The sequence below is a fragment of the Micromonospora luteifusca genome (assembly GCF_016907275.1).
GTDB classification, from domain to species: domain Bacteria; phylum Actinomycetota; class Actinomycetes; order Mycobacteriales; family Micromonosporaceae; genus Micromonospora; species Micromonospora luteifusca.
Genome location: NZ_JAFBBP010000001.1, coordinates 961,850 through 986,274 on the forward strand (window position 1 = coordinate 961,850; position 24,425 = coordinate 986,274).

Sequence of the window (24,425 nt, forward strand, 5' to 3'; positions counted from 1 at the left end):
AGTGAAAGACGGCTCGATGCAACTCGTGACGTCAGCGACTAACCTGGGCCCGCCAACTCCGCGTATATAGCTGGCCGACAGCTATTGAGGATCGGTGGCTTCGCAGACGTAGCGCCAGGCGGTGGCGACGCCGATGCCGAACCCGGCGGCGAGTTGGGCGTAGGTGTGGCAGATGAGCGATGGTGAGCAGGGCTTGGCGGCCGGGTCCAGACGCCGCCACCGGGATCGACGCTGCTGGCGGTGGTTGCGGAGGCGCTCGGCGAGGTGGTTCAGGTCCGGCTGGACAGCGGGACCGTGCCGGGGTACGCGGCCCGGCGGTTTCTTCCGACGGGCGCTTTCGACGTTGAAGGCGACACCCGGCAGAGGTGGTCACCGACGCCGCCGCGATCTACCCCGGCGTCCTCGACAAGCTGATCCGCGGGGCGTTCACTGAACTCGCTCAGGCGATCTGACCTCGGACCGAGATGGGTTCAACACGTCCGCCGATCCCTCAACGCAACGGCCCCGCCGGGCCTACGTGCCAATCCGGCGGGGTTCGAGCCGGGTGGCCGCCGGCCCCGTCAGCTGCCAGAACTCCTTCGGCAACTGGGCGATGGAGTCCTCGTACTCCTTCGCGCTGACCGCGTCCCGCAGCGTGTCCAGCACGGCGCGCACCCCGTCAGTCGCCGTCTGGAACTCCACCGCGGCGCGTTGCTGCACCCGCTCGAAGAACTCGGGAAGCTCGAACGGTTCGGCCTCCTCGTCGGGCTTGCGTAGGTCTCCCCGCAGCCCCTCGGGGAGCTGCACGGCGAGATCCCGTGCCTGGCCACCGCTGAGCCGCTCCGCCAACGTCGCGAGCGTGGCACGGGTGATCGGCTCGGCCAACGTCGGTGACATCTTCGGTCGCGTCGCCACCGACTGGATGAACTCCGCGTACTGCACCTCGAACCCCCTCCTGCCGCGAATGCTGCGTCTACCCGCGCGTCCAAGGGTGAAACGGCGCCCGCCGCGTCAGTGGCCGGAAGCCTCCGCGGCGCATGCCGCCGTGACCACGCCGAGCTGCTCGACCAGATCCGGGCGGTGCACGACCGGTCGGGCGGCACCTACGGCAGCCCGCGGGTGCACGCGAGTTGACGTGGCCACGCCGATCACCCGGAGGACGGGCTCGACCCCGAGGCGGTCACGCAGCTCGTCCACGAGCCTCATGACCATCGCCAGGTCGGGCCGAGTTCCAGGGCGAGAAAAGCGTTCGCTGCCTTCAAGATTTCGTTTGCTCGCTTGAGCTCGGCGTTCTCCTTGTGCAGGCGCCGCAACTCCTCCAGCTTCCAGGTGGTGGGGCGGTCGCCGCGCTCGCCGCGGTCGGCCTCGTCCTGGCGGATCCAGTTGCGCAGCGCCTCGTGATGCGCGCCATGCTTGGCGGCCAACTTCCGGATCACCGGCCTGGGATCAGACTCCCGGTACAACCGCACCGCACGAGCCCGCAGCTCGTCGGGGTACTTCTTCTGGGCGACCTCGGAGGACTCCCTTCCGCTTTATCAGAACAGGATCGAAATCCTCCGAGCTACCGGGGGAACCTCACCTGCACCGTCCCCCGGGACAGGCCGAGTTCGACGTCCAGCTTGCGGGTGGCGGGCATCCGGGTGTGCGGGGCGAGCCGCCCGGTACGGATGGCACCCGGAGTGCCTGTTCGAGCCCGGACCGGCGGCCGCTCGCCGGGGGGCCGGGTCCAGATGGAGATCCACGCCCAGGGCTACCGAAGTGGACCAGGATTTCGTCATGGTATTGGGCCTTAAGCATTCCAAGCCGTGCGTAACATCGCTGCCATGACAGGTGAAGCATCCACGCCGCAGACCCGAGTCGACTTCTACTTCGACCCCGCCTGCCCTTTTTCCTGGATCACCTCGCGGTGGATCCTCGAGGTGGAGCCGCTGCGCGACCTTGACGTCCGATTTCACGTCATGAGCCTGTATCTGCACAACGAGGGCAACGAGCTGCCCGGCTGGTATCGCGATCTTGTCGATCGCTCCCTCGGCCTGGTCCGCGTCGCCACGGCCGCGGCCGAGCACCACTCCGAGGACGTACTCCGCGGCCTCTACACCGCCTTCGGCACCCGCATTCACGATAAGGGAATGGAGGACTTCGACGCGGTCGCTGTCGAGTCCCTGGCCGAGCTCGGGCTCCCCGCGAGCCTCGCGGAGGCGGCGCGTTCGGCCGCGTACGACGCCGCCCTCCAGCGCAGCCACGACGCGGGCAAGGATCCTGCGGCGGGCGGTTATGTGGGCACGCCCACGATGCACATCGACGGAACGGTCTTCTTCGGCCCAGTGATGAACAGCATCCCGCGGGGCGAGGAGGCGGCGCGGTTCTTCGACGCAGTGCGGACCCTCTCGGCACACCCGGACTTCTTCGAGCTGAAGCGGGAACGGACGGGCAGCCTGCGCTTCGACTAAGAGTTCCTAACAAAGTCGTAGGACGTGTCGGTACGTGATGATGCAGGTGGCGAGGCCGAGGGAAGGCTTCATGCATGTCATCGCGGCGTTCCCGCCGGATGCGTAGCCGTCGCCGCCAGCAGGTCATCCCCGAGCCGAACCCCAGCTGCTGGGGCAGGAGCTCCCACTGGATGCCGATGTGCAACACGAACAAGATCTCGCACAGCACCTGCCGGTCCGGGACGCCGCACGGCCCGACATCGTAGATCAACCTCTACAAGGGACAGCATGCCCAGAGATCATTTTGTCAGGAACTCTTAGCCGTCTCGAAGCTTCGCGCGGTGGCCGTCTCTCATCTACGCAACACGCCCATCACGGGCAAGTCGTACTCCGCTTTCGTGGACGCAACCATCACCGGCGCACCCTGGTGAGGTGCTCGTGACCGCGCCTGAGGCGGGCGACTAAGATCCGGAGGTGGGGCTCGATCCGTCGAGCAGACGGGTCGTCCGGAATGCCCGGCCATGCCAGTCCGTCCCGATCCGGGTACTCGGCACCGATCCGGCATCCGTTGGCGAAGAGGCGTACGAGCAGGAAGCGAACAGCACCATGCAGCCGGGCTGGTTGTCTCTGGACCAACACAGCGAGGATGTGCGCGACCAGGCGCGGGCTTTGATCGACGCGCTTCAGCCCTGCCCCTGCCCCTGCCGAAAACCTCATCCGGCCTGGTGGGAGTCGGTGTACGGGGTGTCGGGGGTCTTGACCCAGTTGCTTGCGCTGGGATCTCGCGCGGCTGGTGATCGCTGCGGCATGATGGTCCGCCGTGCTGCTGCGACTGGCTTACATGGGTGTGACGAACGCGTTCGCGGTGCTGCGCCTGCTACCGATGAGCAATCGGGACAAGGATGTGGAGATCCTTGCCCTGCGCCATCAGATCACCGTGCTGGAAAGCCAGCTCGGCAAGGAGAAGGTGCGGTTCGACGCGAGTGATCGGGCGTTCCTGGCGGCGCTGCTGCACCGGCTGCCGCGCGATGTGCTACGCAGAGTGCGGCTGCTGGTCCGCCCCGACACGGTGCTGCGCTGGCACCGCGACCTGGTCGCCCGCCGCCACGCGCACATGTCCCGGCCGAAGCGCCCGGGCCGGCCGCGGACCCTGCGTTCCGTCCGCGCCCTGGTGCTCCGCCTGGCCCGGGAAAATCCCAGCTGGGGCTACCGACGCCTGCACGGCGAACTGCTGGTTCTGGGGGTGCAGGTGGCCGCCTCCACCGTGTGGGAGATCCTGAAGGAGGCAGGCATCGATTCGGCACCCGACCGGGCTTCCAGCACCTGGGCCGACTTCCTGCGCTCCCAGGCCGACGCCCTGCTGGCATGCGACTTCCTGGAGACCGTCACCCTGACCGGGGCGAGGATGTACGTATTCGCGGTGATCGAGCACGGCAGTCGCCGGATCCGGATCCTGGGCGCCACCACGCACCCGACAGCGTCCTGGGTGGTGCAGGCCGCGAAGAACCTCGTCATGGACCTTGAAGACGCCGGTTACCGGGCGCGGTTCATGATCCGGGACCGGGACGGCAAGTTCCCCGAGCTGTTCGACGCCGTCCTCGCGGACGCGGGCATCGAAATCGTGCTGAGCGGCATCCGGATGCCGAGAAAACAGTTCTACAACGGGCACCGGCCTCACCAGGGCATAGCCAACGCCCGCCCGCTGCACCCGTTGCCCGCGCAGGTCACCGATCCGGACAAGTTGGCCTACCTCAACATACGAAGACGCGAGCGCCTCGGCGGCATCCTCCACGAATACGAGCATGCCGCGTGACCTGCGCGGACGATATCTTCGGCAGGGGCAGCGTCAAGGCGTTTGCCCAGCGGAATGTGGGCGATACCGCGGCCCGGTCGACTAGAGTCGACCGGGCCGCGGCCTTTGGTGGGCGGATTCGACGACGGCCGGTGTCTCCTATGGAGCGAGTTCCTTGTTCGACCGGGCCGCGTGGGAGACGATGAGGTCATTCTCAGCGGCGGTGAAGACGCCCGCATCGAGGAACTCCTCGGCGATGCGGGTGACGGTGCTAACGAACTGGCCGTGATTCTTGAAGGGCGCCTCATCCCAGACCAGGTCGAGGAAGGTCGGGCCGTCGGTGCCGGGTGAGGTAATTCCCTGCACGGGTACGTCGTAGTTCGGCAGGCCGTCGTTGCGCTTGTGGTTCGGTACGCCGGTGTCGACCGACCCGAACACGATCGTCGGCTCGACTCGCCGGAAGTACGACGAGGCGGCCTGGGCATCGCCGATGTAGTACGGCCGCAGGTTGAAGCCGTGGGTGGTGAAGAGCAGGTCACCCCCCGCCGTGGTGCCGGCCTGGGTGATCGCCGCGCGGGAGTAGTCTCCGTCCCGCTTCAGGTGCCGGTAGAGGGACAGTTCGCGGTAGTTGCCGCTGCCGGGGTTGCCGAGGATCTGCATGAGGAGGGGGCCCCAGAAGATCGACTGCGTGTCGGGGCGGTCGATCGCCCGTTCGATCCGGATGCTGAACGGCATCCGGATCTCGATGGTGTCGCCCGGCGCCCAGGTACGGCTCAACGTCAGGTAGCTTGCGGGTTTCGCGTCGACGTCCTGGCTGACGCCGTTGATGCTGACGTGGAAGCCCTTCTCCACCCAGCCCGGCACCCGCAGCTTGATGTCGAGCGGCCCGCTGCCGTTGACGGTCAGCTTGGTGTGGTCCTCCCGCGGGTAGCTCGTCTCCTGAGTGACGACGAAGCCCTTCTCGGCCCAGGTGAGCGTCGACGGTACGTACAGGTTGACCCACAGGGTCGTGCCGTCGGCCGACTTGAAGTACACCGTCTCCTGGTACTTGGTGTGGTTCTCCAGGCCCGTCCCGCCGCAGCAGGTCCCGGTGTTGCCGTAGCTGCGGGTGATGCCCGGGGTCAACGGTTGGAAGTAGGTGACCTGTGGGTTGCTGACGCTCGTCGTGTCGGCCCGCGAGCCGGCGATCTGGTTGAACAGCCCCCGCTCGTAGTGGTCCATGTACGCCGGGTCGTGCTCGTGCAGGAACAGATTGCGGGCCAGCTTGAGCAGGTTGTACGCGCTGCAGGTTTCCGCACCGCCCTGGGCGATCGAGTTCGCGATGTTGTCCCGGTTCTGGAACAACTCGGTGTTGTTGTTGGACCCGGGGTAGTTGCCGCCCAAACCACCGTGTGCGTACCTGCGGTGCGGGACGAGCATGCCGAAGAAGTTCTTCGCGGCCTGGAAGTACTCGGGGTCCCCGCTGTGCTCGTAGACACGCATGTATCCGACGAACTGCGGCATGTGCATGTTGACGTGCAGCCGATCCGGGCGGCGACGACCGGGCCGGGTCTGTGGCGTCGTGACGAGGATGTCGCGGTTCTCGACGCAGGCGTCGAAGAGCGACTCCCGGTTGTCGAAGCGCTTGGCGGTGTCCAGGTGCTTCGCGTCGCCGGTGAGCGCGTAGATCTCAGGGAACACCTCGTTCGCGCCGCCGGACTCGCCGGCGATGTAGAGGTCCCACATGTAGTTCAGGTTGTCCCGGGTGATCGGGCCCGCGTACTGCGGGTGGTTCTTGTCCCCGATGGTCAGCGCGAGGTGCGCCCAGTCGGCCATCTTGACCACGACGTCGAGGGCCTTGTGGTTGTCGGTGTGGTAATACGCGTCGAGCAGACCGCGCATGATCTTGTGCTGCGTGTACCACGGCGCCCACGTGTTGGTGCCCGCGTTGCCGCCGTAGACGGCCCACCGCGGCGGACCGAGCCGCAGCACCGTGTCCTCCGGCAGCGCGCCCAGATAACCCGGGTGGGTCGGCACCCAGTCGGCGGCCCCGCTGCTCTGGGCCACGACGATGCCGCCGTCCCGGCCGTTGGGCGAGGCGTCCTTGATCGCGGTACCGCCCTCCTCCTCGAACCGGTACCAGGCGATCGACCCGCCGGCAGTACTCCCGGTCGGCGAGTCCAGCATCGACCGGACCTCCGCCTGGCTCAGGGCCCGGTCAAAGATGTGGAACTCGTCGATGCTCGCGTCCAGGAACGCATCGCCGTACTGCGACCGCCCGATCCACCGGTTGCCGGGGTTCCCGAGGTTGGCCGGGCTGAGCGTCATGGCCGTGTTTTGGCCGGCCTGCTGACCGTTCACGTACAGCGTGCCGGTGTTCTGGGTGAGCGTGACGGCCAGGTGCACCCACTGGTTGGTCGGCAACGCCGCGTTGCCGTCGATCCGTTGCTCCCCACCGCCACCGCTGACCGTGATCGCGAACCTCGGCACGTTGCCGGTGACACCGGCGCGCGGGGTCAGGAACATGTTGACCGTAGTGTTCTGACCGAAGTCGAACAGCCGGCTCCAGCTCTGAGTGGCCGCGAGGTTCACCCAGGTGGCGATGGTGAAGTCGGCGAGCTGGCTGATCGCCTCCTGGGGCAGGGTCACGTGCTGCGCCCGGCTGGGGCCGTTCAGGCGCAGGCCGCTGCCGAATCGGCCCGGCACCCGACCGATCTGCGGCTCCTGCGGCTCCTCACCGCCCGGGCCGCCCCCGCCCATCCGCGCGGTGATCGCCGCCTGGCACGCCGCGAGCTCATTGACCATCCAGTCGAGCTTGCTCTTGAAAATCGGCTCACCAAGGTCGGCGTAGCCCTGCGCCAGGGCCGTCATGAAGTGGCCGGCCCAGTGGCCGCTCAGCAGTCCACCGTCCTCCCAGCCGCCAGGGACGGAGACGCCCGCCGGGTTCGGCCGACCGGCCTGGTTGTTGAACAGCACGAGGAACCGGCGCTCGTCGAACTGCCGGAGCCAGGCCTTCATGCGGTCGCGCTTCTCCTGGAGCAATCCGTTGCCCAGCTTTACGTCACGCAGCTGGAACGGCCTGACTGGGGCGGTAGCGCCGGGGCCGAGATCGGCCGGGGTCGCGGCGAGCGTGCTCAGGCCTGCTGTCGCCTCGAGGGCTGGTGCCGCCTCGGCGGCTGTCGCCGGCAACGCGCCTGCGGTGGCCGCCGCGGCCACACCGATGGCTGATGCCTGAAGAACTTTGCGCCGACTGATGGGGCGCTTGTCGGGTTGGGTCACTTGGAATCGTCCTCACATGTCGGTCCGTACTGACCGCTCGGCCAGCCTCTTGCTCGCGGTCGATCCGCTTGATGGATTGGCCTCGGCCGGGGTGGTCAGCTGTCATGCCGGACGGAGGTAGCGATGACCGAGCGAATGATGGGCCCGGATGACAGCGGTCGGCCAGTAGCGGGCGGGATGCCGCTGGGCGTGTTGGGGTAGTCGCTCAGGGAGTTGTCGACGGTTGGCCCCCGTGGCGGTCCGTCTCGTGTGCAGGTGTCATGCGTGCGGCGCGAGCCCCGCGACTGCAAGGAGGGACGCCGCGGTGCTCGGCGCGTTCCGCTCTCCAAGCCGTGACAAGGCTCGTCGATGGGTTGGCGCTATCTCATCGACGCTCCTCCACTAAACCGTTGTGCTGGCCCACAGACGCCGGTGCCCGCGGCGGCCCACGGAAGGCGCTGAGTCAGCGGCGGGGGGCCTTGATCACCAACCAATGTGAGCGCTAACTCTAAGGTCGACAGTGCCGGCGGGCAAGCAATAACTCTCGATTGACACGTGCCGGAAACATCTCTATGTTAGCGCTCAACAGGCCTGGCTGGTCGGCCGTCAGCCGTCCGCTCCGAAGCCAGACGCACGACGTGGTGACCAGGCGCGCGCCATCCGACAGGATGCGCAAGGCGACCGGAGCACACAGTGCACTTCCCGCTCATGGAGGCGACGTGGCCACCGAGTTCGGCGTCTCAGAGTTGTGGGATCCGGTGGTGCGCCGTGACCCGCACAGGTTCTACGACCGGGTGCGAGCCACTGGCAGGCCGGTCCTTCAGATCGATCCCGCAGGCAACCGGTTCTGGGTGATCGCCGGACATGCCGATGTGCTGGAAGGGCTGCGTCACCCGGCGATCGGACACGAGGTTCACCGGCGTTGCCCCGGCGGTAGGCAGCCCGCCCGGCACGAACTGTCGGAGGTAGCGAGGATCGAGGCCCGCCAGCTCATCAGCCTTGATCCGCCCGACCACACCCGCCTGCGAGGGCTGGTCAGCGGCGGCTTCACGGCACGGGCAGTGGCCCGGTTGGAGCCGTGGATCAGCCAACTCGCCGACCGGCTGGTCGCGCGGGCGCGCCAGCAGGGACGGATCGACGGGATCGCCGACCTTGCCGACCCGGTGCCGGTCAACGTCATCGCCGAGCTGGTCGGCATTCCGGAACCGGACCGGCCACAGTTCCGCGCCTGGTCGGCGGCGATCGTGTCGGCCAGCATCGACAGCTCGGCCGCCACGCTGGCATTCGCGGCATACCTCGACGAGCTGGCGGCCCGGCGGCGGGCCGTCCCCGCCGATGACCTGATATCGCAACTGGTGGCCCACGAGGAACAGGGCGACCGACTCGACCGGGACGAACTGGTGGCGCTGGTGCAGCTGCTGCTCATCGCCGGCCAGGAGACAACCGTCGACCTGATCAGCAACGGCATTCGACTCCTGCTCACCCATCCCGACCAATGGCAGGCACTGCGGGACGATCCGCTGCTGGCGGCAGCGGTGGTCGAGGAGACACTCCGGTTCCGGGGCCCGGTCGAGATCGTGCCACCGCGATTTTCCCTTGAGGACGTCGAGATAGCTGGTGGTCGGATCCCTGCGTTCGACCGCGTGGGATTGTCGTTGTGGGGAGCCAACCGTGACCCCACAGTGTTCGACCGGCCGCACGTGTTCGACATCCACCGCACCGACGTTCGCAAGCACATCGCCTTCGGGCACGGGATCCACTTCTGCCTCGGCGCCCACCTGGCCCGGCTGGAGAGCCGGATCATGTTCGAACGAATCGCGCAACAGCTTCCTAACCTGCGTCTCGCGGTCGAGCCCGATGTTCTCGACGGCTTTCGTCTACATCACGACGGACTGCCGCTGGAGGTTTGAAGCGGGACGCTCGGTCACGCCGTCCCGCGCACGAGGTAAATGGTCTCCCGGCAACCGTGCACGAGGTCGTTAGGCAGCCCCCGGAAGCTGGCCAGCCGCTGCTCCCTTCGCCCCACCTGTAGGCGGCTTTGCTGTTGTCGACGTCGAGACCACCGGCTTGGTGGCGCCGGGTGGTCGGTGACTGATCGACATCGCATTCCCTCCGCCACCACTGTCATCCGCCTCACCCTGCAACCGAACGGCAATTATTGCCAACCATTCGCGGTGGTCTCGTTACGACGCCGAAAGGTATCCGATTCGGCGTAGACAGACGCCTTACCTGTGGGGGCTCACCATCTCGCGAGCGACAGAAATTCCGTCCCTGCCGAAAGTGGCGCGACCGCGAACAACCGAGCGCCCGGCCGAGGAACGCTGGTTCCTCAGCCGGGCGGGGTGAAGGGTCAGGACTGGGTGTTTCCCCGGAACACGGGGTCGGGGTCGGGGTCGGGGTCGGCAGAGTCGTAGAAGCGCAGCCGAACGTCGCGAGCCGCCGCGAAGTGGACGTTGGCACGTTCGCCCGCTACTTCGACATCGCGAGCCAGGATCGCCTCCAACAGCGCCTCGTGCTCGCCGCGGGAGTCCTGGTATCTCCCGGCGTAGTGAAGCGCCGTCGCCGGATAACGGCGGAGGTAGAGGTCGAGGCGCTTCAGGAAGTCGATCAGTGCGCTGTTGTGTGTGGCCGCCCAGATGGCTTCGTGAAACTTCCGGTTCGCGGCGTTCAGCGCGGCCACGTCGTCGGGCGGGACCTCTCGCAGGATCTCGTGCAGTCGGATGAGCTGCATCCGGTCGAAGCTGGTGTGCCGCTCCGCGGCCCCACGGGCGGCCGCGGCCTCCAGCGGAATACGTACCTCGTAGATGTCGAAGAGTGCCTGGGCACTGCGGCCAGCAACGCGAAGTTGCCGCTCTGATGACTCGACGAGGCCGTCACGGGTAAGCAGGCGCAGTGCCTCCCGAACTGGTGTCCGGCTGACGCCCATGCGCGTCGCGACCGTCGTCACGACCAGCGGCGCCCCGGCTTCGAGTTCGCCGCTGATGATGTCGTCCCGCAGCCTCGCGTAGACGTCGGCGGCCAACTCTCTCGAACCGTTGGTCACCCCTTCGTCCCTCTCACATGCCTGCCTTCATTGCTCGACGGGAGCCATAAATCCAGCTCTGCAGGAGAGCCGATCTCCATCACGATGCGCGATACCATCCCCGTTTATAGCACCTTTGAAAGGAACGACTGCGTGCGGCCATTTTGCGGTCGGGCCAGAACTTGCTGCGGGTCGCCGTACTCGACAACGACTCCGTCGTCCATGAACACGACCGTGTCGGCGACCTCCCGGGCAAAGCCCATCTCGTGGGTGACGACGACCATGGTCATGCCCTCTGCCGCCAGCGACTTCATCACGTCCAGGACCTCGCCGACGAGTTCCGGGTCCAGCGCACTGGTCGGTTCGTCGAAGAGCATCAGCTTGGGCTCCATCATCAGGGCGCGGGCGATGGCAACGCGCTGCTGCTGGCCGCCCGAGAGTTGGCTCGGGTAGCTGTCCGCCTTGTGGGCGAGACCAACCCGCTCCAACAGCCGCTGAGCCCGCTCGGTCGCCAACTGCCGGGAGTCCTTCTTGACCCGTACGGCGGCCTCCAGGCAGTTGCCGAGAACGGTCAGGTGGGGGAAGAGGTTCCATTGCTGGAAGACCATCCCCACCTCGGCACGCTGCCGGCACACCTCCCGGTCACGCAGTTCGTGGAGCTTCTCGCCGACCTGGCGGTAGCCGATGAGATCGCCGTCGATCCAGATGCGGCCGGCCTGGATCTTCTCCAGGTGGTTGATGCAGCGCAGGAACGTGGACTTCCCCGAGCCGGACGGTCCGATCACGCACGTGACCTCGCCTCGGGCTACCTCGAGGGAGATCCCCTTCAGAACCTCGACCCGGCCGAAGGACTTGCGTACGCCCTCGGCGCGGACCATCGGGCCCGACAGGCTCGACGATGCGATTTCGGTCGTCAATGTCGTCTCCACTGTTCAGGCACCGGCCACCGCAGCCGGCGCGGGTTCGTCCCGCCGTGGCTTGGTCGAATGCGCCGAAGACCGCCCGATGTGCCGTTCCAGGCGGCCCTGCAGGAATGAGGTGATCGAGACCAGCAGGAGATACCACAGGCTGGCGACGATGAGCAGAGCGATGATCTCGAAGTTCCCGGAGTAGATATTCTGCGCGGTCGAGAGCAGGTCTCCCCCGGCGATGAACGCCACGAGCGAGGTGTTCTTGAGTAAGGAGATGAACTGGTTGCCGGCGGGCGGCACGATTACTCGAAGTGCCTGGGGAAGCACCACCCGGCGTAGCAGGAGCGCTCGGTTCATACCGAGGGCCTGCGCGGCCTCCACCTGGCCCCGGTCGACAGCCGCGATGCCGCCGCGGACGATTTCGGCGTTGTAGGCCGCCTCGTGCAGCGTCAGGCCCAGGATCGCGGCGACGAATCCGGTGATGATGTCGTTGGTCTCGACGACGAACGACGTACCTGAGATGCCGATGTGTGGGAACAGCAGCCCGAGGTTGAACCAGAGGACGAGCTGCACGAGCAGGGGGACGCTGCGAAAGACCCAGACGTAGATTCCACTCAGCCAGGACAGCACCCGGCTGCTCGACAGCCGCATCACGGCGAGTCCGATTCCAAGCAGCAGACCGGTGATCTCGCAGATCACCGCCAGCTTCAGCGTCACCAGCAGGCCCTGCAGGATGGCGTCGGCGAACTGGTAATTCGCGATGACGTCCCAGTGCACGTTGGGACTGGAAGCGAACGTCCAGGCGAGGAACGCCGCGACCAGCACTGCGACCACCGTCAGCGCCCACAGTCCGGGCCGCGGGACCGGTTTCGCGCGGATCTCATTCTGGGCAGCCATGGTCAGCTGGTGCTCCCCTCCAGCGAGTCGCCGCCGTTGACGACGACCTTGTCCACGGCGCTGTCCTGGACGTCCCACTTCTCCAGGATCTTCTGGTAGGTGCCGTCCTTAATGATCTGTTCGAAGCCGTACTGCAGCGCGGCGATCATCTCTTTGTCGCCCTTCTTCACCGCGACCGCGTCGTATGAGGTCGCGAACGGCTTCCCGGCGACTTCGAGCTTCCCGCCGGACTCCTTCGACTGGTAGGCGGCCTTCCCGAGGTTGGCGATGTTGGCGTCAGCCCGTCCGTTCGTCAGCTGCAGAAGGGCGTCGGCAACCGTCGGGAACTTCAGGATCGTGACCTGCCCCTGGCCCGCCTGGACGCACTTGGCCGACTGGGCCTCGGCGAGGTCCACGGAGATGGTGCCGGTGACCAGGCTGAGGGTCTTTCCGCACATGGCGTCCTGGGAGTCGACCTTGCCGGGGTTTCCCTTCGGGACGATGAAGACCTGACCCGACTCGATGAAGTCGACGAAGTCGACCTGCTTCTGCCGTTCGGCGGTGTCGGTGACGCCGGATATCGCGATGTCGTAGCGGCCGGCCTGCAGGCCCGTGATCAGGGAGGCGAACTTCGTGTTGACGAACTTCGCCTTCACGCCGAGCGCCTTGGCGACTGCGTTGCCCATGTCGACGCTCACGCCGATGATGGTCTTGCCGTCCGGGCCGACGAAGTTGTTGGGCGGAAGTTGGGCGTCCGTGGCGATGGTCAGGATTCCCGCCTCCTGAACGCTCTCGGGCAGCAGGGTGCTCACTGGACCGGGGGTACCGGTGGAACTTGCGTCGGTCGTTTGGTCGGTCGATCCGCAGGCAGCCGCTCCGAGGAGCAGGGCCGCGCTGGCCAGGGTCGCGGCGGCGACGGAGTACATACGTTTAGGAGATTGGTTGGGCATCAGTAGCCTTTTCTGTCCGGTGACCCGTGACTGGGGGAAAGCTCGCGAAGGCCCGACATGAGGTCGGTCATCGACGTCTGTGGGAGCCGCTGGAGCGCCTTTTCGAGCGCCTCCACCTGCGGCGCCGGCAGTGCGGTCGAGGCGTTGGAGCGGAACTTCATGAGGTGCTCGTCGGCGGTGAGCGTGCGAGCGCCGAAACCGCGGTTGACTGGGATTGCGATCTCCCCCTCCTGGCCCTGCTGCGTGCCGTAGCGCAGGACGCAGGAGATCCTTCGGGGGAAGGCGGCGGTGGCGGTGTCCGATTCGACCATGCGTACACGTCCCGCGAGCGCCCGCCGCTGTGGCTCAACCGCGGCGGCGTCGGTAAAGTCCTGCAGGCCCACCCCGAGCCCACCGCCCCCGAGCATCGCGGCTGCGAAGGCGTAGGGCCCGCTGAACTGGGCCTCGTAGCCGGTGGTCGGACTGGCCTTCTTCTCCGGCGGTTCGGCGATGGTCCGCAACGTGGGCTTGGCGACTCCGGCCTCGACCCAGTCGAGTTGGTCGGCGGTGATGCCTCGCTCGCGGAGCATGAGCGCGGCATCGATCACCGGGTGCGTGTAGATATTGCAGGGGTACGGCTTGAAGCCGACATCGCCCAGCGTCCAGCCGGTCCCCAGGTCGTCGGTCAGGGCGGCGAGGTCGACCCGGTCACCGCAGTGAGCCTGCAGGAAACCGAACCGTCCCTCGAGCACGGTGGGCGGGCCAGTGAGCCCGGCAACGGCCAGTTCGGCCGCCACCGTGCCTGCGTGGGCAGCCCATCCGCAGTGGACCTTTTTCACCGTGCCGCCGGTGCGGTTGGCCTCCAGCAGGCCGGCGCCCATGCTCGCCGCGATCCCGATCGCGTGCCCGATGACGTCCTGGTCGCCTCCGAGCAGCATCGCCACCGCGACGGCGGATCCGAGGGTGCCGCAGATCGAGGTCGCGTGCAGGCCGCGTTCGAAGAAGACGGAGTTGCCGAGTGCCTCGTCGTAGCCTGCCATGCCGAGCCGGTTGGTGATCTCGATCCCGACCGCCGCGGCCGCCACGAGGGCGTCGTAAGAGGCGTCCACGGCTTCGGCGGTGGCAATCACCGCCGGAATGACCGAGGCGCTGGGGTGTAGGACCGACGGCAGGTGGGTGTCGTCGAAGTCGAGGGCGTGGGCGAGGGTTCCGTTGTGGAAAGTCGCGGAGGCGGTCGGCACACGCTGGTTGAGCCCGATCGCGGTGGCGTGTGGGGCGCCGCCCCAGGTGCGCACGACGGTCGAGGTCACCGGGAACACGGCTGTGGTAGTGGCCGCGAGGGAGTTACCGAGAACGTCGACGATCCGGCCGTGGATGTCTTCGCCGAACCGCTCCACCAGCATGGGGTTGGCGCGCTGGTCCGCGGCAAATCGGGCGAGAAGGTGCGCGATCGGTTTGTCGTGGGAGGTCATTGTGCCGTCACCGCCAGCGGACGCAGGGGCGATCCCGTGCCGCCGAAGATCTTCAGCGGAATCGCGACGAACAGGAACTCCGCGACGTTGTCGGCCGCGAGCTTTTCGAGGTCGAGCATCTCGATGAGGTAGATGCCGCGTTCGACGAGGAGCAACCGGTGCACAGGCAACAGCGAATGCCCCTGCCCGGCGGGGATCTGTTCAACCGATGTGGTGTCGCCGCCAACGGCCACCACACCGGTGTCGGCGAGCCAGGCGGCCGCGTCGGTCGTGATGCCGGGTACGCCGTCGTGGAGGCCGAGGAACCGTTGCGGGTCGGCGAAGTAACGGGACCAGCCGGTGCGGACAAGCACGACGTCGCCGGCGCGTACCTCGACGCCGGCAGCGGCGGCCGTGGTCTGCAAAGTGGCGGCGTCGACCGATACTCCGGGGGCGAGGACTTCGACGCCGGCAGTTGCCGCGACGTCCAGCAACACACCTCGGCGCAGGAACGGTGGGATGGTTTCGGCGCCGTGCTTGGTGAACCGACCGGTCTGCTGGGCGGCTGCCGCATCAACTCCTCCGTGCAGGCATCCCGCGTCGGAGAAGTGGGAGAGCGCGTCGATGTGGGTGCCGACGTGCCCACCGGTAACGATGAGTTCGCTGGCCGAGGAGGTGCCGTCGGCGCGGTTCTGGTCACCGTGGCGGCGTTGCAGCGCCATCCGGAAGCCGGGGTGGTTGGGTGAGCAGGCCATCCCGGTCTGCAGAGTCTGGGCGAGGTCGTAGACCTTGCCGGCGGACAGGCTTGCCAGGACAGACGCTAGGGCGGGACTCGCGGTCACGATGCCTTCCCGAGTACGCCGCGCCGGATCAGTTCCTCGTCGATGCCGGCTCGTCGGGGCGAGCCGCCCCGGATCTCCTGAAGGCGTTTGGCCTCCCGTTGCTGGATCGCCTGTGCTTCGGCGAGCACGGAGTCGACGTCCTGGTGGGGGACGATGACCACGCCGTCCGCGTCGGCCACGACGAGGTCGCCCGGAGCGCAGACCACGCCGCCGATGGCGACCGGTCGCCCAATCTCGCCAGGCCCCTGCTTGAAGGGACCGGCCGGGCTCACGCCGACGGCGAACACGGGCAGCCGCAGCTCCGCCAGGGACGCGACGTCGCGGACGGCTCCGTCGAAGACCAGGCCACCCACGCCGAGCGCGGCGGCGCTGTGCGCCATCAGTTCTCCGAACAGGGCACGGGTGAGGTCTCCTTGGCCGTTGACGACGATCACGTCACCTGGCTCGGCCATGTCGATGGCCTTATGGATCATCAGGTTGTCGCCGGCCCGGGTCCAAACCGGCAGGGCCGACCCAGCGCATCGTGCACCTGGCCAGACGGCCTGGATGCGCGGATCGACCACGCCGAGCCGGTTCATGGCGTCGCCGATGTTGGGCGACGGCACGTCGGCGAAGGCGGCGACGGTGGTGGGGTTGGGTCGGGTCCACGCTGAGGTGATGCGAAATCCCGGCGTTCCGCTCATGCTGCGACCTCCTCAAGCTCGCGCTCCGTGGCGGCGATGGCTGTGGCTACGTCCACCACGTGCCCCTGCTCCTGTACGGCGCCGGCGAGCTGCCAGACGTCCAGGCGGATGTCGTCGGGTCGGCAGTAGCCCATGGTCCCGACCCGGATGACGGTTCCGTCGAGCCGAGAACGGCGAGCGCCTGCGATCTGCGTGCCATAACGGTCGCGCATCGTGGCGACGATCTTGGCGGCGTCGACTCCCTCTGGCACGCGGAGCACGCTGACGCAGGGCGACGCAACGTCGGCGTTGGGATACAGCGACAGCCCGAGTTCAGCGACGCCAGCCGCCAGTGCTCGGCCCAGGTGAGCCTGTCGCGCGAAGGTCTGGGTGAGCCCGGTCTCGTGCACCATCCTCAGCGCCTCGTGCAGGGCCCGGACGAGGTTGACGGCCGGGGTGAAGGTCGCCTGTCCCTGCGCCGCCATGTCACGCGCTCGGCGCAGGTCGAAGTACTCCCCGCGCGGATCTACCTTGTCGATGCGCCTCCAGGCCTTCTCCGAGGCAGTCACCAGGGCAAGCCCTGGCGGGCACATCAGACCCTTCTGCGAGGCAGAGACGACCAGGTCCAAACCCCAGGCGTCCACCTCGATCGGGAGGCAGCCGAGGCTGGACACGGCGTCAACGACCAGCAGGGCCGAGGTGTCCCGTACGACGTCGCTGATCGCGGCCAGGTCCGTGACCGCCCCGGTGAAGGTGTCGTTGTGTGCCACCAGGACGGCGACGAACTCTCCACCATCCGGAGCGGACAGACGCCGACGCAGTGCCTCGGCATCGGCGCCACCGCCCCAGGAGGAGGACAGCGCTTCAACGGACGCGCCGAGCGAGGTGGCGAGGCGGCCGAAGCGTGCCCCCCAGTGACCGTTGTCGAGGGTGAGCACCCGGTCGCCAGGTCGCAGACTGTTGGCGAGCACGGCCTCCAGGGCGCCGGTCCCGGACGACGTGAGCACGATCGGGTTGGCCGTCCTGGTCCCGAAAAGCGGCTGCAACATGGCCGCCGTGTCGTGGAGGAGCTCCTTGAACTCCGAACTGCGGTGATAGATCACCTGCTGGCCCAGTGCCCGTAGCACCCGTGGTGGGACTGGAGTTGGTCCCGGAACCCGAAGTCGCATGCGCTACCTCTCATCACTTTGCATCCCTGCCTGTATACAGCTGTGAACAGGTGTATGCAATAGGCTGCCGATGCAATACAGCCACGTTCTGAGCAAGTCGTGGAGTTGCGCATCCCGTGTGTTCAGAGGGGATTGCACGGCACGCTGCGACTCCGCCGCCCCGGCCGGCCCTGGGCCGTGGGTCGCGATGAACTGCGTAGCCGCCGGCCTCATTGCCCAGGCCACCGCCAACCACGTGCCTTGCCCATCGGCACACGACCGGGCCCGCAATCGGCACCGTAGCGGCATCGCCTGGTCCAAGAGCGCCGTCCGCGTCATCCTCACCAACCCCCGCTACACGGGACGGCAGGTGTGGAACAAGCAACGCACCGACGAGGTGCTACTCGACGTCGACGACGTGGCAATGGGCCACACCGGCGTCATGCGCTGGAACGCCCGCGACAAGTGGGTGGTTTCCAAGGACATCACCCATGAGCCACTCATCGACGACGCGACCTTCGAGCAGGCCCAAGCGATACTGCAACGACGCGGACGGGGAACCGGCGGACAACACGTCCGGCAGCGCACCCGCGACCCGTACGTCTTCCGGGGCATGCTCTACTGCGCCGCCTGCGACCGACGCATGCAGGGCCAGTACAACCACGGCGACGCCTACTACCGCTGCCGCTTCCCGCAGGAATACGCCCTCGCCAACCAAGTTGAGCATCCCAGCAACGTGTACCTGCGCGAGGATGCCCTCACCGACCCGATCGACACCTGGCTGGCCTCCGCCTTCGCACCCCACCACATCGAAACAACGATCACCGCGATGACCGAAGCCCAGCCCTTAGATCATTCGCCCACAGCGGGCACAGCAGCTCAGACGATCATCACCGAGTGCGACGCCAAGTTGGAGCGCTACCGCGCCGCCCTCGACGCTGGAGCCGACCCGGCGGTGGTCACCGGCTGGATCGCGCAGACCCAGGCCGAACGCGCCCGTGCGGAGGCAGACCTCCGCGCGAACACGGGCACCGCCCCGCGCAGGATGAGCCGAGCAGAAATCACGACCCTGGTGAACGCGCTCGGCGACATCACCGCCGTGCTCCGCGGCGCCGACCCCGCCGACAAGGCCGAGGTCTACCGGCAACTCGGTCTCCGGCTGAACTACCAGCCCGAAACGCAAACGGTGCGCGCTGCGATCGACCTCAGCGCGCACCGTGGGGTTATGGTTCGTGTCCGAGGGGGGATTCGAACTCTTGCACGCATCATTTGTGCACCATTGTGGGTGCGCATGCTGATAGGTTACGGCATGGCCAGGATTGGTCCAATCCCCAAAATCCACATCACTGTGCGTGAGCATGAATGGCAGCTCGGACACATTGGGCCACATGCCTTGCGCAGCGGCTCGCCCCGTCATCGACTGGCCAAGATGAATGTGCAGCTATCCCCTATGGCCGCTCAATCAGGCGTCGGCGAGCCGCCGCTAAGAATTTCTGCCTTTGGCGCGCTTCAGCCGGTCGACGTGCCGGCAGCCGTAGCGGTCGGATTCTTCGGCGCTCAGTGCACGAGGTTCACCGCCCTCGTTCGATGTCTGCGCTGGTCAGCCGGCCGACGACGGCTGGGGCCCCCTGGCGCACGGGATCTCTTGAGGCATGTCGAGTACGTCAAGCGGCCAGCCGCAGCCTCGGTGTCATGTTGCGGTGGCCGCCAAGTCGTTAAGGGCTGCGTTGATCACGGGCCAACACATGCTGAGAGTATCGCGGTCTGGAGCATGGCCGATCTTCACCTGGGCGTTGGGATGCACGAGGTTGCGGTATTCGCGGAGTTTTCCAGCGAAACCGCGGACGTCGGCTTGTATCCACTTTTCATGGTGGGCGGTCTCGATCAGCTCATGCAGGGTCCACTTGTCGAGAGGCTTTTGTGCGTTGGGCGTGCGGGCCTTGACGGCGTCGAGGAGAACGCCTTCCAGAAGGCTACCGAGCATGATGATCGCGCTGGCGTAGGCACCGTTGCGGTCGCAGATACGTGCCTCGTTGAGCCGACTTTCAAGGACGATCGCGAGGTCGGCGTCGCGGACGATGTCTGCCATGGCCACGTGGAGCATGACGTCTGGTGACTGTTGCTCTTGGTCCTCTGGCTGCTTGTAGGGCCGAATGACGGGTCGCCCCTGGCTGTGTGCGATCTCGAAGCCTTCGATGGCGAGGATGCTGTTGAATAGCTCGGTGACCTCGGCGGCGGCCAAGGGCTCGTTGCGATGAACGTACTCACGTCGGTCAGCAAGGCGGCAGACGAGCGCGTCGATGGCCCCGGGTGTGTCTCGACGTTGACGGAGCTGGTTGGTGAGCCAGCTTCGGCGCTGTTCGCCGTTGTAGGGCGCGACGTTCTCCCAGCCGGCTTGTTGGAGAAGCTTGGGCAGCTCGGCCCCACGTCGATACACGGGGTAGTCGTCGCCACCGCAGGCGATTCGGGCGATCTCATCGAGGGTGTTGTCGTCGATACTCTCGAGCACGCGGGTCTCCTAGAGGTCGTCTTCGTCGTCGGACAGCGTTGTGGGTCTCCAACGTGGCTGCTGGCGTGGTGCTGCGGGCAGTGAACGGGGTTCGATGCCTCGTTGCTGTAGTTGCTGCCAGAGTGGTTCGAGGGCGGCAGCGGGGTCATGCAGGTATTCGCTGTCCCGGATGCGAATGAACTGCCAACCGGCTCGGCGTAATTCTCGCTCGCGGTGTAGTTCCTGCTGGACCTGCTCGGGTTGTCGGTACCGCGACGGTGTGTCGCACTCGACGGCCAGCCGGCCGTTGTCGCCGACGACGACAAGATCGATGGCTCGGTGGTCGACGGGGTAGTGCGGGACTACGGCGTAGCCGCGCCGCCGCAGCTCCAGGAAGACGCGTTGCTGCAGCAGGCAGGCGAAGGGTTCGGTGCGGGTGTCGGGGGTGACGTCATCGAGCTCGGGATCGACCGCGAAGGTCGCCGGAGGGTGGAGCATGTAGGTCAGCAGGGAGTGGCGAAGGTCGGTGGGATTCAGGCTGTTAGGGGGCACCGAGGTGAACAGCCAGAGTTGGTCGCGGGCGCGACTGGCGGCGACGTTGTACCGACGCTGCTCAGTGCGGCCGGTGAGAGCCGTTCTGGCCTTCGTTACGACCATGGACAGCAGGATGATGTCGCGTTCGTCGCCCTGAAAGTCGGGTGGCTGGCCAACTCGAATCTGTCGGTGGCGTATGTCGGCCGGGTCGATGCGCTCGTAGAGCAGCTTCTCAAGAATCTGAGTCTGCTTGCCGCTCTGCAGCGCGATGATGCCGATGGTCTTGTTGCGGCACATCGGGTCGTCGATGATCTTCTGAACTTGATCGATGATCGCGCTGGCTTCGACCTGATTGCGCAGGGTTGCCCGTTGTCCCTCTTCCATGGCGTCGTTGACCTGTACGACTCTGAGGGGGTCGAGGCGGTCAGCCCCGAACTGGCGGAGCGGGATGAGCCTGCTGTCGTAGAACTGCGCAGAGGACCATCCGATGATTTCGGGCATGCATCGGAAGTGTTCGGAAAGTCGAACGACATCGGAGAAGCGGGTGGCTAGGAGTTCGTAGAGATTCGAGGTGGGAAGGAAACCGTTGCGCAGGTTCAAGGCCATGTCGGCTAGGTGCCGGTCTAGGCTCTCTTGCACGGCCTCGGAGTCGTTGTTTCGGTAGTTGGCACCGGGTGCGCACTGCTTTTCGTCGCCGACGACGATGACTCGTGGTGCCAACCACAGAAGGAAGAGGTTGTCCACGCTGGCTTGGCTGGCTTCATCGACAATGACGACGTCAAAGGCGTTGGGTTGTGGCGTGATGGTGTCGATCACGGCTGATAGGGGCATGACCCAGGCCGGGACGGCCTGCTGGGCGTTCTTCATCGCCTCGAACGCTGCGGTGAGATACCGGTCCTTGTTCTTGCCCTGCCCTCGGCCGTAGGCGCCCATGTTGGTCTTGTAGGACTGGAGAGCTTGACGCTGTTCTTCCGTTATATGTTCCAGGCAGTGTTGCAGAGCCTGTTTGCCAGCTAGCTCGGCGGTCACACGGTTGAGTTCTAGTTCAACATCGCCGATTCGCTGCTCATGGATCTGCTCGGTATCTGCCGGCCGGATCATCTGGTGGTAGGCCGCTGCTGCGCCCCAGGCCCACGACGCTTCGAGGTCGTTGAGGCGGTGTCCCCAGGTTGGATCGTCGAGGTTCTCGCTGATCTGGGTGACGAGTGCCGGGTGGGCGGCGGAAAGTCTCTGGAGCAGCTGGTCGCAGCGCTGTTGTGAGTCCTTGTCACTCCTGGCCAGATCAAGCTGTCGGCGGGCTGCGGCGTAACGGTCGATGTCGCTGCAGCCGAGAGCGACGCTGAGATCGGCGGCTTCGGGGGCGACATCTGGGTTCCGGCACCATGTCTGCACGGTGTTGGTGAGCTCAGTCAGGGCCTCGGACGCCTGCCGTGCCCCGGCAACAGTCGTTCGGTTGTGGCCAATGCGGACGAGGAGGTCCCAGTTTTCTGGACTGCGGACTGCGAAGCGGATCCCGTGGCTGCGTAGCAGACGCTCCACTGTGTCCCGGGCTGCGGCGAGCGTACGCAAGGCCGAGGCGTTGTGTGAGATGTCGTGGAGATGTGCCACTCGACGGCGGAGCGGCCCGTGGAACGTCGGAACTCCGACCTGGGCCCATGCCTCCAGAGCTGTGGTGACAGCTGTTTCGGCCTGAAGGAAGGTGGACAGCGCGGTCAGCTCCGAGGCGGTGGCGGGCGGCGCGCCGTCAACCGTGCAGCTTTGCAGCAGGTCGGTGGCGTCGAGCTGGGCGCGTGGGGGCAGGTAGCGGCGTAGGCGTCGGCCATTGGCCAGGTGCCTACGCAGGCGCTTGGCCTGGCCCGAGAGGCGGCTGAGGTGGGCTGCGGTCAGGGGTGTGATGCCCAGATCGATGTCGCAGTCGTTGAGCGCGGTCAGGGCGCGTACGTGGGGCTCCACCTCTCGCAGTTCGGCGAATAGGGCCTCCCAGTAGGCGGGGCTTTGCCGGGTCAGGAGCGCTTCGGCGGCTCTGCGTCGCCAGTCTGCGGCGTCCCAGTCAGTGATCGTGTCGGGTAGGCCGCAGGATGCCAGGGCGTCGGTGGCAACCGCGACGTGGCGCTGAATTTCAGCAAGGCTGGCGTCGTCGAGGGTGGTGAGTGACCAGGCGGCGGCGGTGTGGTCGGAGCCGAGGAGCCGCTCAGCGTGAGCGATGGTGGCGATCATGGCGGCGACGTCCGCGGCGTGTGGAACCTGGTCGGAGGCGGGAATGAATTGCTGGGCTCGTGCGGCGCGTTGTGGTGTGGCGGAGGTGAGAAGCTGCCACAGCTGTTGGGCCTGGTCGTTCGACAGGGGCGCATCCCCGCAGGCGCCGGTGGGTAGGGGTTCGATCCAGCCGTGCTGATCGCGGCCGGCGTTGAGTTGTTCGACGATCTGCGCGAGAGTGCCGCCGTAGCCGTCGGCGATCAGCGGGTGGGTCGTGTACTCCTGTTCGCGGATCACGCCCAGATCACGGATCGTTTGCTCAAGCCGAGCGCTCAGGCTGGCGCGTTGGTACCGAAGTTGGGTGATGTCGTTACGTAGCTCGTCGACGGTGATCGTGGAGGACAGCTCCGACAGCGCCGTGATGCTGCGGTCAAGTTCGTCGGTGCCTGTCCGTTGCATGCCTGTCATGAGTACACACAGTTGCCGCACCGACTCGGGTAACTTCTCGCGGAGCACGCGCAGCGCTTGGTCCTTCTGGCTCGTGATGAGCAGCCTCTGGCCGTCGGCGAGCAGCGCGCAGATGAGGTTGGCGATGGTGTGTGTCTTGCCCGTGCCCGGTGGGCCCTGCACGACGACGGTCGTGTCGTCGCTGAGCTTGGCTAGCACCCTGCGCTGCTCTCGGTTACTGGCGAGAGGAAACAGCGGGTCGTCGCTGTTGACCGGGCGATCCCGGCCTGCGCCCGTGAGCCAATTGCAGCGCTGCGTTGCCTCGATCGGGGTCACGAGTTGCGCCAGCCCGAGGGGGGTAGGAGAGTCCGTGTCCTCAAGGCTGTCAGCGATGGTGCGGTAGACCCGCTCCAGTCCCTTGCGGTCACGGCGGCGGAGGAACAGGGCTGGGGCGAGGGTCAGCCGTGTCGTGTCGGCCTCGTCGAGGAGCGGAGGTTCCCACCAGTCGTCAGCAAGGTGGATAGCACGTTCCCAGCAACGGCGCCGCCAGAGTTGCAGTAGGCGCACCACCTCCGGCGAGAATGGGTGCAGCTGCGCTCCCGTATCGAACCAAGGAGATTCGAAGGGTTTGGCGCGGTATCCGTCTTGAGACGTGAGAAAGTCCTGGTCCTCGATCTTCATCTGCTGGTCGAGGGACAAGGCGACCTGCAGGCTGTCGGTCGCCGGGTCCTCAACGATGGCGGCGTTCCAGACCAGCAGGTGCCGCCGAATGGCCCAACGGCCAGCGGCGCTGGAGGTGAGGAGACCGACACCGAGCACAAGCTCCTCTGCATCGCCACGTTGTTGTGCCAGGCGCTGAAGTCGCTCCAGGTGGGTGTAGGTTGCGCGCTGCTGCCTCATGCCGCGCTCGTGCTCGGCCCACTTCGTCCACACGGCGAGCCATGCCTCGTACTCCCGCCGAAGGGAATCGGAGATTGCCGGGCCTGTGGCTGCACGCCCACTGTCGTTCGTCTCGAGCTGGAGTGGCGGGCCCTCGGCATTGCCGTACTCCGTACCGTCCAGTAGGTCACGCAGCGCTGTTGGAGGTACAGGTGGTTCAGGTGGCGGAGGGTAGGCGACCTGCATGATGACCGGTTTGCGGGAACGCGCGTTGTCTTGCGGCGGCCTACGAAACCAGTAGGTGTTGGCCTCGTCGATCGCGTCGCGATCCGGCCGCTCGCTGCTCTTGACCTGCGCGAGCAGGTGCGCTACTAGACCTTGGGTCAGACGTCTGACGGTAGGACTTGTCGGGGACACGGGGTCCGGCACAGTGCCTCCTCGGGCTCGCCCAGCCCAACAGGATGCACGCAATCATTTACTGAAGGCAACCATCTGCCGGAAGGGCGACATCTAGCGACTCCACCAGTGGACAGGGCGCAAGTCGTCGATGGCTGTGCCGCACTTTGCCCCGGGAGGCCGGCCGGGACCCGACGGGTACGGCGC

Annotated in this window: 16 protein-coding genes and 3 pseudogenes; 4 read left to right on the top strand and 15 right to left on the bottom strand. The window is 66.6% G+C overall.

Annotated features, from left to right (window positions below):
• Positions 1-96: 96 nt before the first annotated feature.
• The 4 genes and pseudogenes from JOD64_RS32780 to JOD64_RS03990 all read right to left on the bottom strand — a co-directional run.
• Positions 97-356: pseudogene (locus JOD64_RS32780) on the bottom strand (helix-turn-helix domain-containing protein); the annotation flags it as partial.
• Between the two features lie 157 nt (positions 357-513).
• Positions 514-921, bottom strand: coding sequence for a DUF2267 domain-containing protein (locus JOD64_RS03980; protein WP_307813221.1), 408 nt, complete (start codon positions 919-921; stop codon positions 514-516).
• A gap of 69 nt (positions 922-990) precedes the next feature.
• A complete protein-coding gene (locus JOD64_RS03985; RefSeq protein ID WP_204940963.1) occupies positions 991-1,185 on the bottom strand; it encodes a hypothetical protein in 195 nt (64 codons plus the stop codon).
• Positions 1,182-1,472, bottom strand: a pseudogene (locus tag JOD64_RS03990) (transposase); the annotation flags it as partial. The pseudogene JOD64_RS03990 and the gene JOD64_RS03985, both read right to left, overlap by 4 nt.
• A gap of 330 nt (positions 1,473-1,802) precedes the next feature.
• On the opposite strand from JOD64_RS03990, the gene JOD64_RS04000 reads away from it, so the two are divergent.
• A complete protein-coding gene (locus tag JOD64_RS04000) occupies positions 1,803-2,429 on the top strand; it encodes a mycothiol-dependent nitroreductase Rv2466c family protein (RefSeq protein ID WP_204940965.1) in 627 nt (208 codons plus the stop codon).
• Between the two features lie 109 nt (positions 2,430-2,538).
• Here JOD64_RS04000 and JOD64_RS32785 read toward each other — a convergent pair.
• Positions 2,539-2,646 (bottom strand): annotated as a pseudogene (locus JOD64_RS32785) (transposase); the annotation flags it as partial.
• A gap of 582 nt (positions 2,647-3,228) precedes the next feature.
• Between JOD64_RS32785 and JOD64_RS04010 the strand changes: the two are divergent.
• The gene (locus tag JOD64_RS04010) at positions 3,229-4,221 is read left to right on the top strand and encodes a helix-turn-helix domain-containing protein (protein WP_204940966.1); all 993 of its coding nucleotides are present in this window, start codon (positions 3,229-3,231) and stop codon (positions 4,219-4,221) included.
• A 138-nt stretch (positions 4,222-4,359) separates the two neighbouring features.
• Here the strand turns inward: JOD64_RS04010 and JOD64_RS04015 are convergent, their stop codons facing one another.
• Positions 4,360-7,458: a beta-L-arabinofuranosidase domain-containing protein gene (locus tag JOD64_RS04015; RefSeq protein ID WP_307813222.1), complete on the bottom strand. Its 3,099-nt coding sequence runs from the start codon at positions 7,456-7,458 to the stop codon at positions 4,360-4,362.
• Between the two features lie 698 nt (positions 7,459-8,156).
• Here JOD64_RS04015 and JOD64_RS04020 point away from each other — a divergent pair.
• Positions 8,157-9,347 carry a cytochrome P450 family protein gene (locus JOD64_RS04020; protein WP_204940967.1) on the top strand — a complete coding sequence of 397 codons (1,191 nt, stop codon included), beginning with the start codon at positions 8,157-8,159 and terminating at the stop codon, positions 9,345-9,347.
• 440 nt (positions 9,348-9,787) lie between these two features.
• On the opposite strand, the gene JOD64_RS04025 is transcribed toward JOD64_RS04020, so the two are convergent.
• From JOD64_RS04025 to JOD64_RS04060, 8 genes are all read right to left on the bottom strand, one after another.
• Positions 9,788-10,459 (bottom strand): GntR family transcriptional regulator, encoded by a 672-nt coding sequence (locus tag JOD64_RS04025; RefSeq protein WP_204940968.1) that lies wholly within the window; start codon positions 10,457-10,459, stop codon positions 9,788-9,790.
• 125 nt (positions 10,460-10,584) lie between these two features.
• On the bottom strand, positions 10,585-11,337 hold the full coding sequence (locus JOD64_RS04030) for an amino acid ABC transporter ATP-binding protein (protein WP_184189064.1): 753 nt from the start codon (positions 11,335-11,337) through the stop codon (positions 10,585-10,587).
• 54 nt (positions 11,338-11,391) lie between these two features.
• Positions 11,392-12,267: an amino acid ABC transporter permease gene (locus tag JOD64_RS04035; protein ID WP_204940969.1), complete on the bottom strand. Its 876-nt coding sequence runs from the start codon at positions 12,265-12,267 to the stop codon at positions 11,392-11,394.
• A 2-nt stretch (positions 12,268-12,269) separates the two neighbouring features.
• On the bottom strand, positions 12,270-13,058 hold the full coding sequence (locus tag JOD64_RS04040; protein WP_204940970.1) for an ABC transporter substrate-binding protein: 789 nt from the start codon (positions 13,056-13,058) through the stop codon (positions 12,270-12,272).
• Positions 13,059-13,195: 137 nt separating this feature from the next.
• Positions 13,196-14,647, bottom strand: coding sequence for an MmgE/PrpD family protein (locus JOD64_RS04045; RefSeq protein WP_204940971.1), 1,452 nt, complete (start codon positions 14,645-14,647; stop codon positions 13,196-13,198).
• The gene (locus JOD64_RS04050; RefSeq protein WP_307813224.1) at positions 14,644-15,468 is read right to left on the bottom strand and encodes a cyclase family protein; all 825 of its coding nucleotides are present in this window, start codon (positions 15,466-15,468) and stop codon (positions 14,644-14,646) included. Before JOD64_RS04050 ends, JOD64_RS04045 begins: the two co-directional genes overlap by 4 nt.
• A complete protein-coding gene (locus JOD64_RS04055; RefSeq protein WP_204940972.1) occupies positions 15,465-16,151 on the bottom strand; it encodes an RraA family protein in 687 nt (228 codons plus the stop codon). Before JOD64_RS04055 ends, JOD64_RS04050 begins: the two co-directional genes overlap by 4 nt.
• Positions 16,148-17,299 (bottom strand): pyridoxal-phosphate-dependent aminotransferase family protein, encoded by a 1,152-nt coding sequence (locus JOD64_RS04060; protein WP_239559395.1) that lies wholly within the window; start codon positions 17,297-17,299, stop codon positions 16,148-16,150. Before JOD64_RS04060 ends, JOD64_RS04055 begins: the two co-directional genes overlap by 4 nt.
• 187 nt (positions 17,300-17,486) lie before the next feature.
• Between JOD64_RS04060 and JOD64_RS04065 the strand changes: the two genes are divergently transcribed.
• Complete coding sequence (locus JOD64_RS04065; protein ID WP_204940974.1) at positions 17,487-19,394, top strand: recombinase family protein; 1,908 nt, start codon at positions 17,487-17,489, stop codon at positions 19,392-19,394.
• Between the two features lie 402 nt (positions 19,395-19,796).
• Here the strand turns inward: JOD64_RS04065 and JOD64_RS04070 are convergent, their stop codons facing one another.
• Positions 19,797-24,251 (bottom strand): PDDEXK-like endonuclease domain-containing protein, encoded by a 4,455-nt coding sequence (locus tag JOD64_RS04070; RefSeq protein ID WP_204940975.1) that lies wholly within the window; start codon positions 24,249-24,251, stop codon positions 19,797-19,799.
• Positions 24,252-24,425 lie beyond the last annotated feature (174 nt).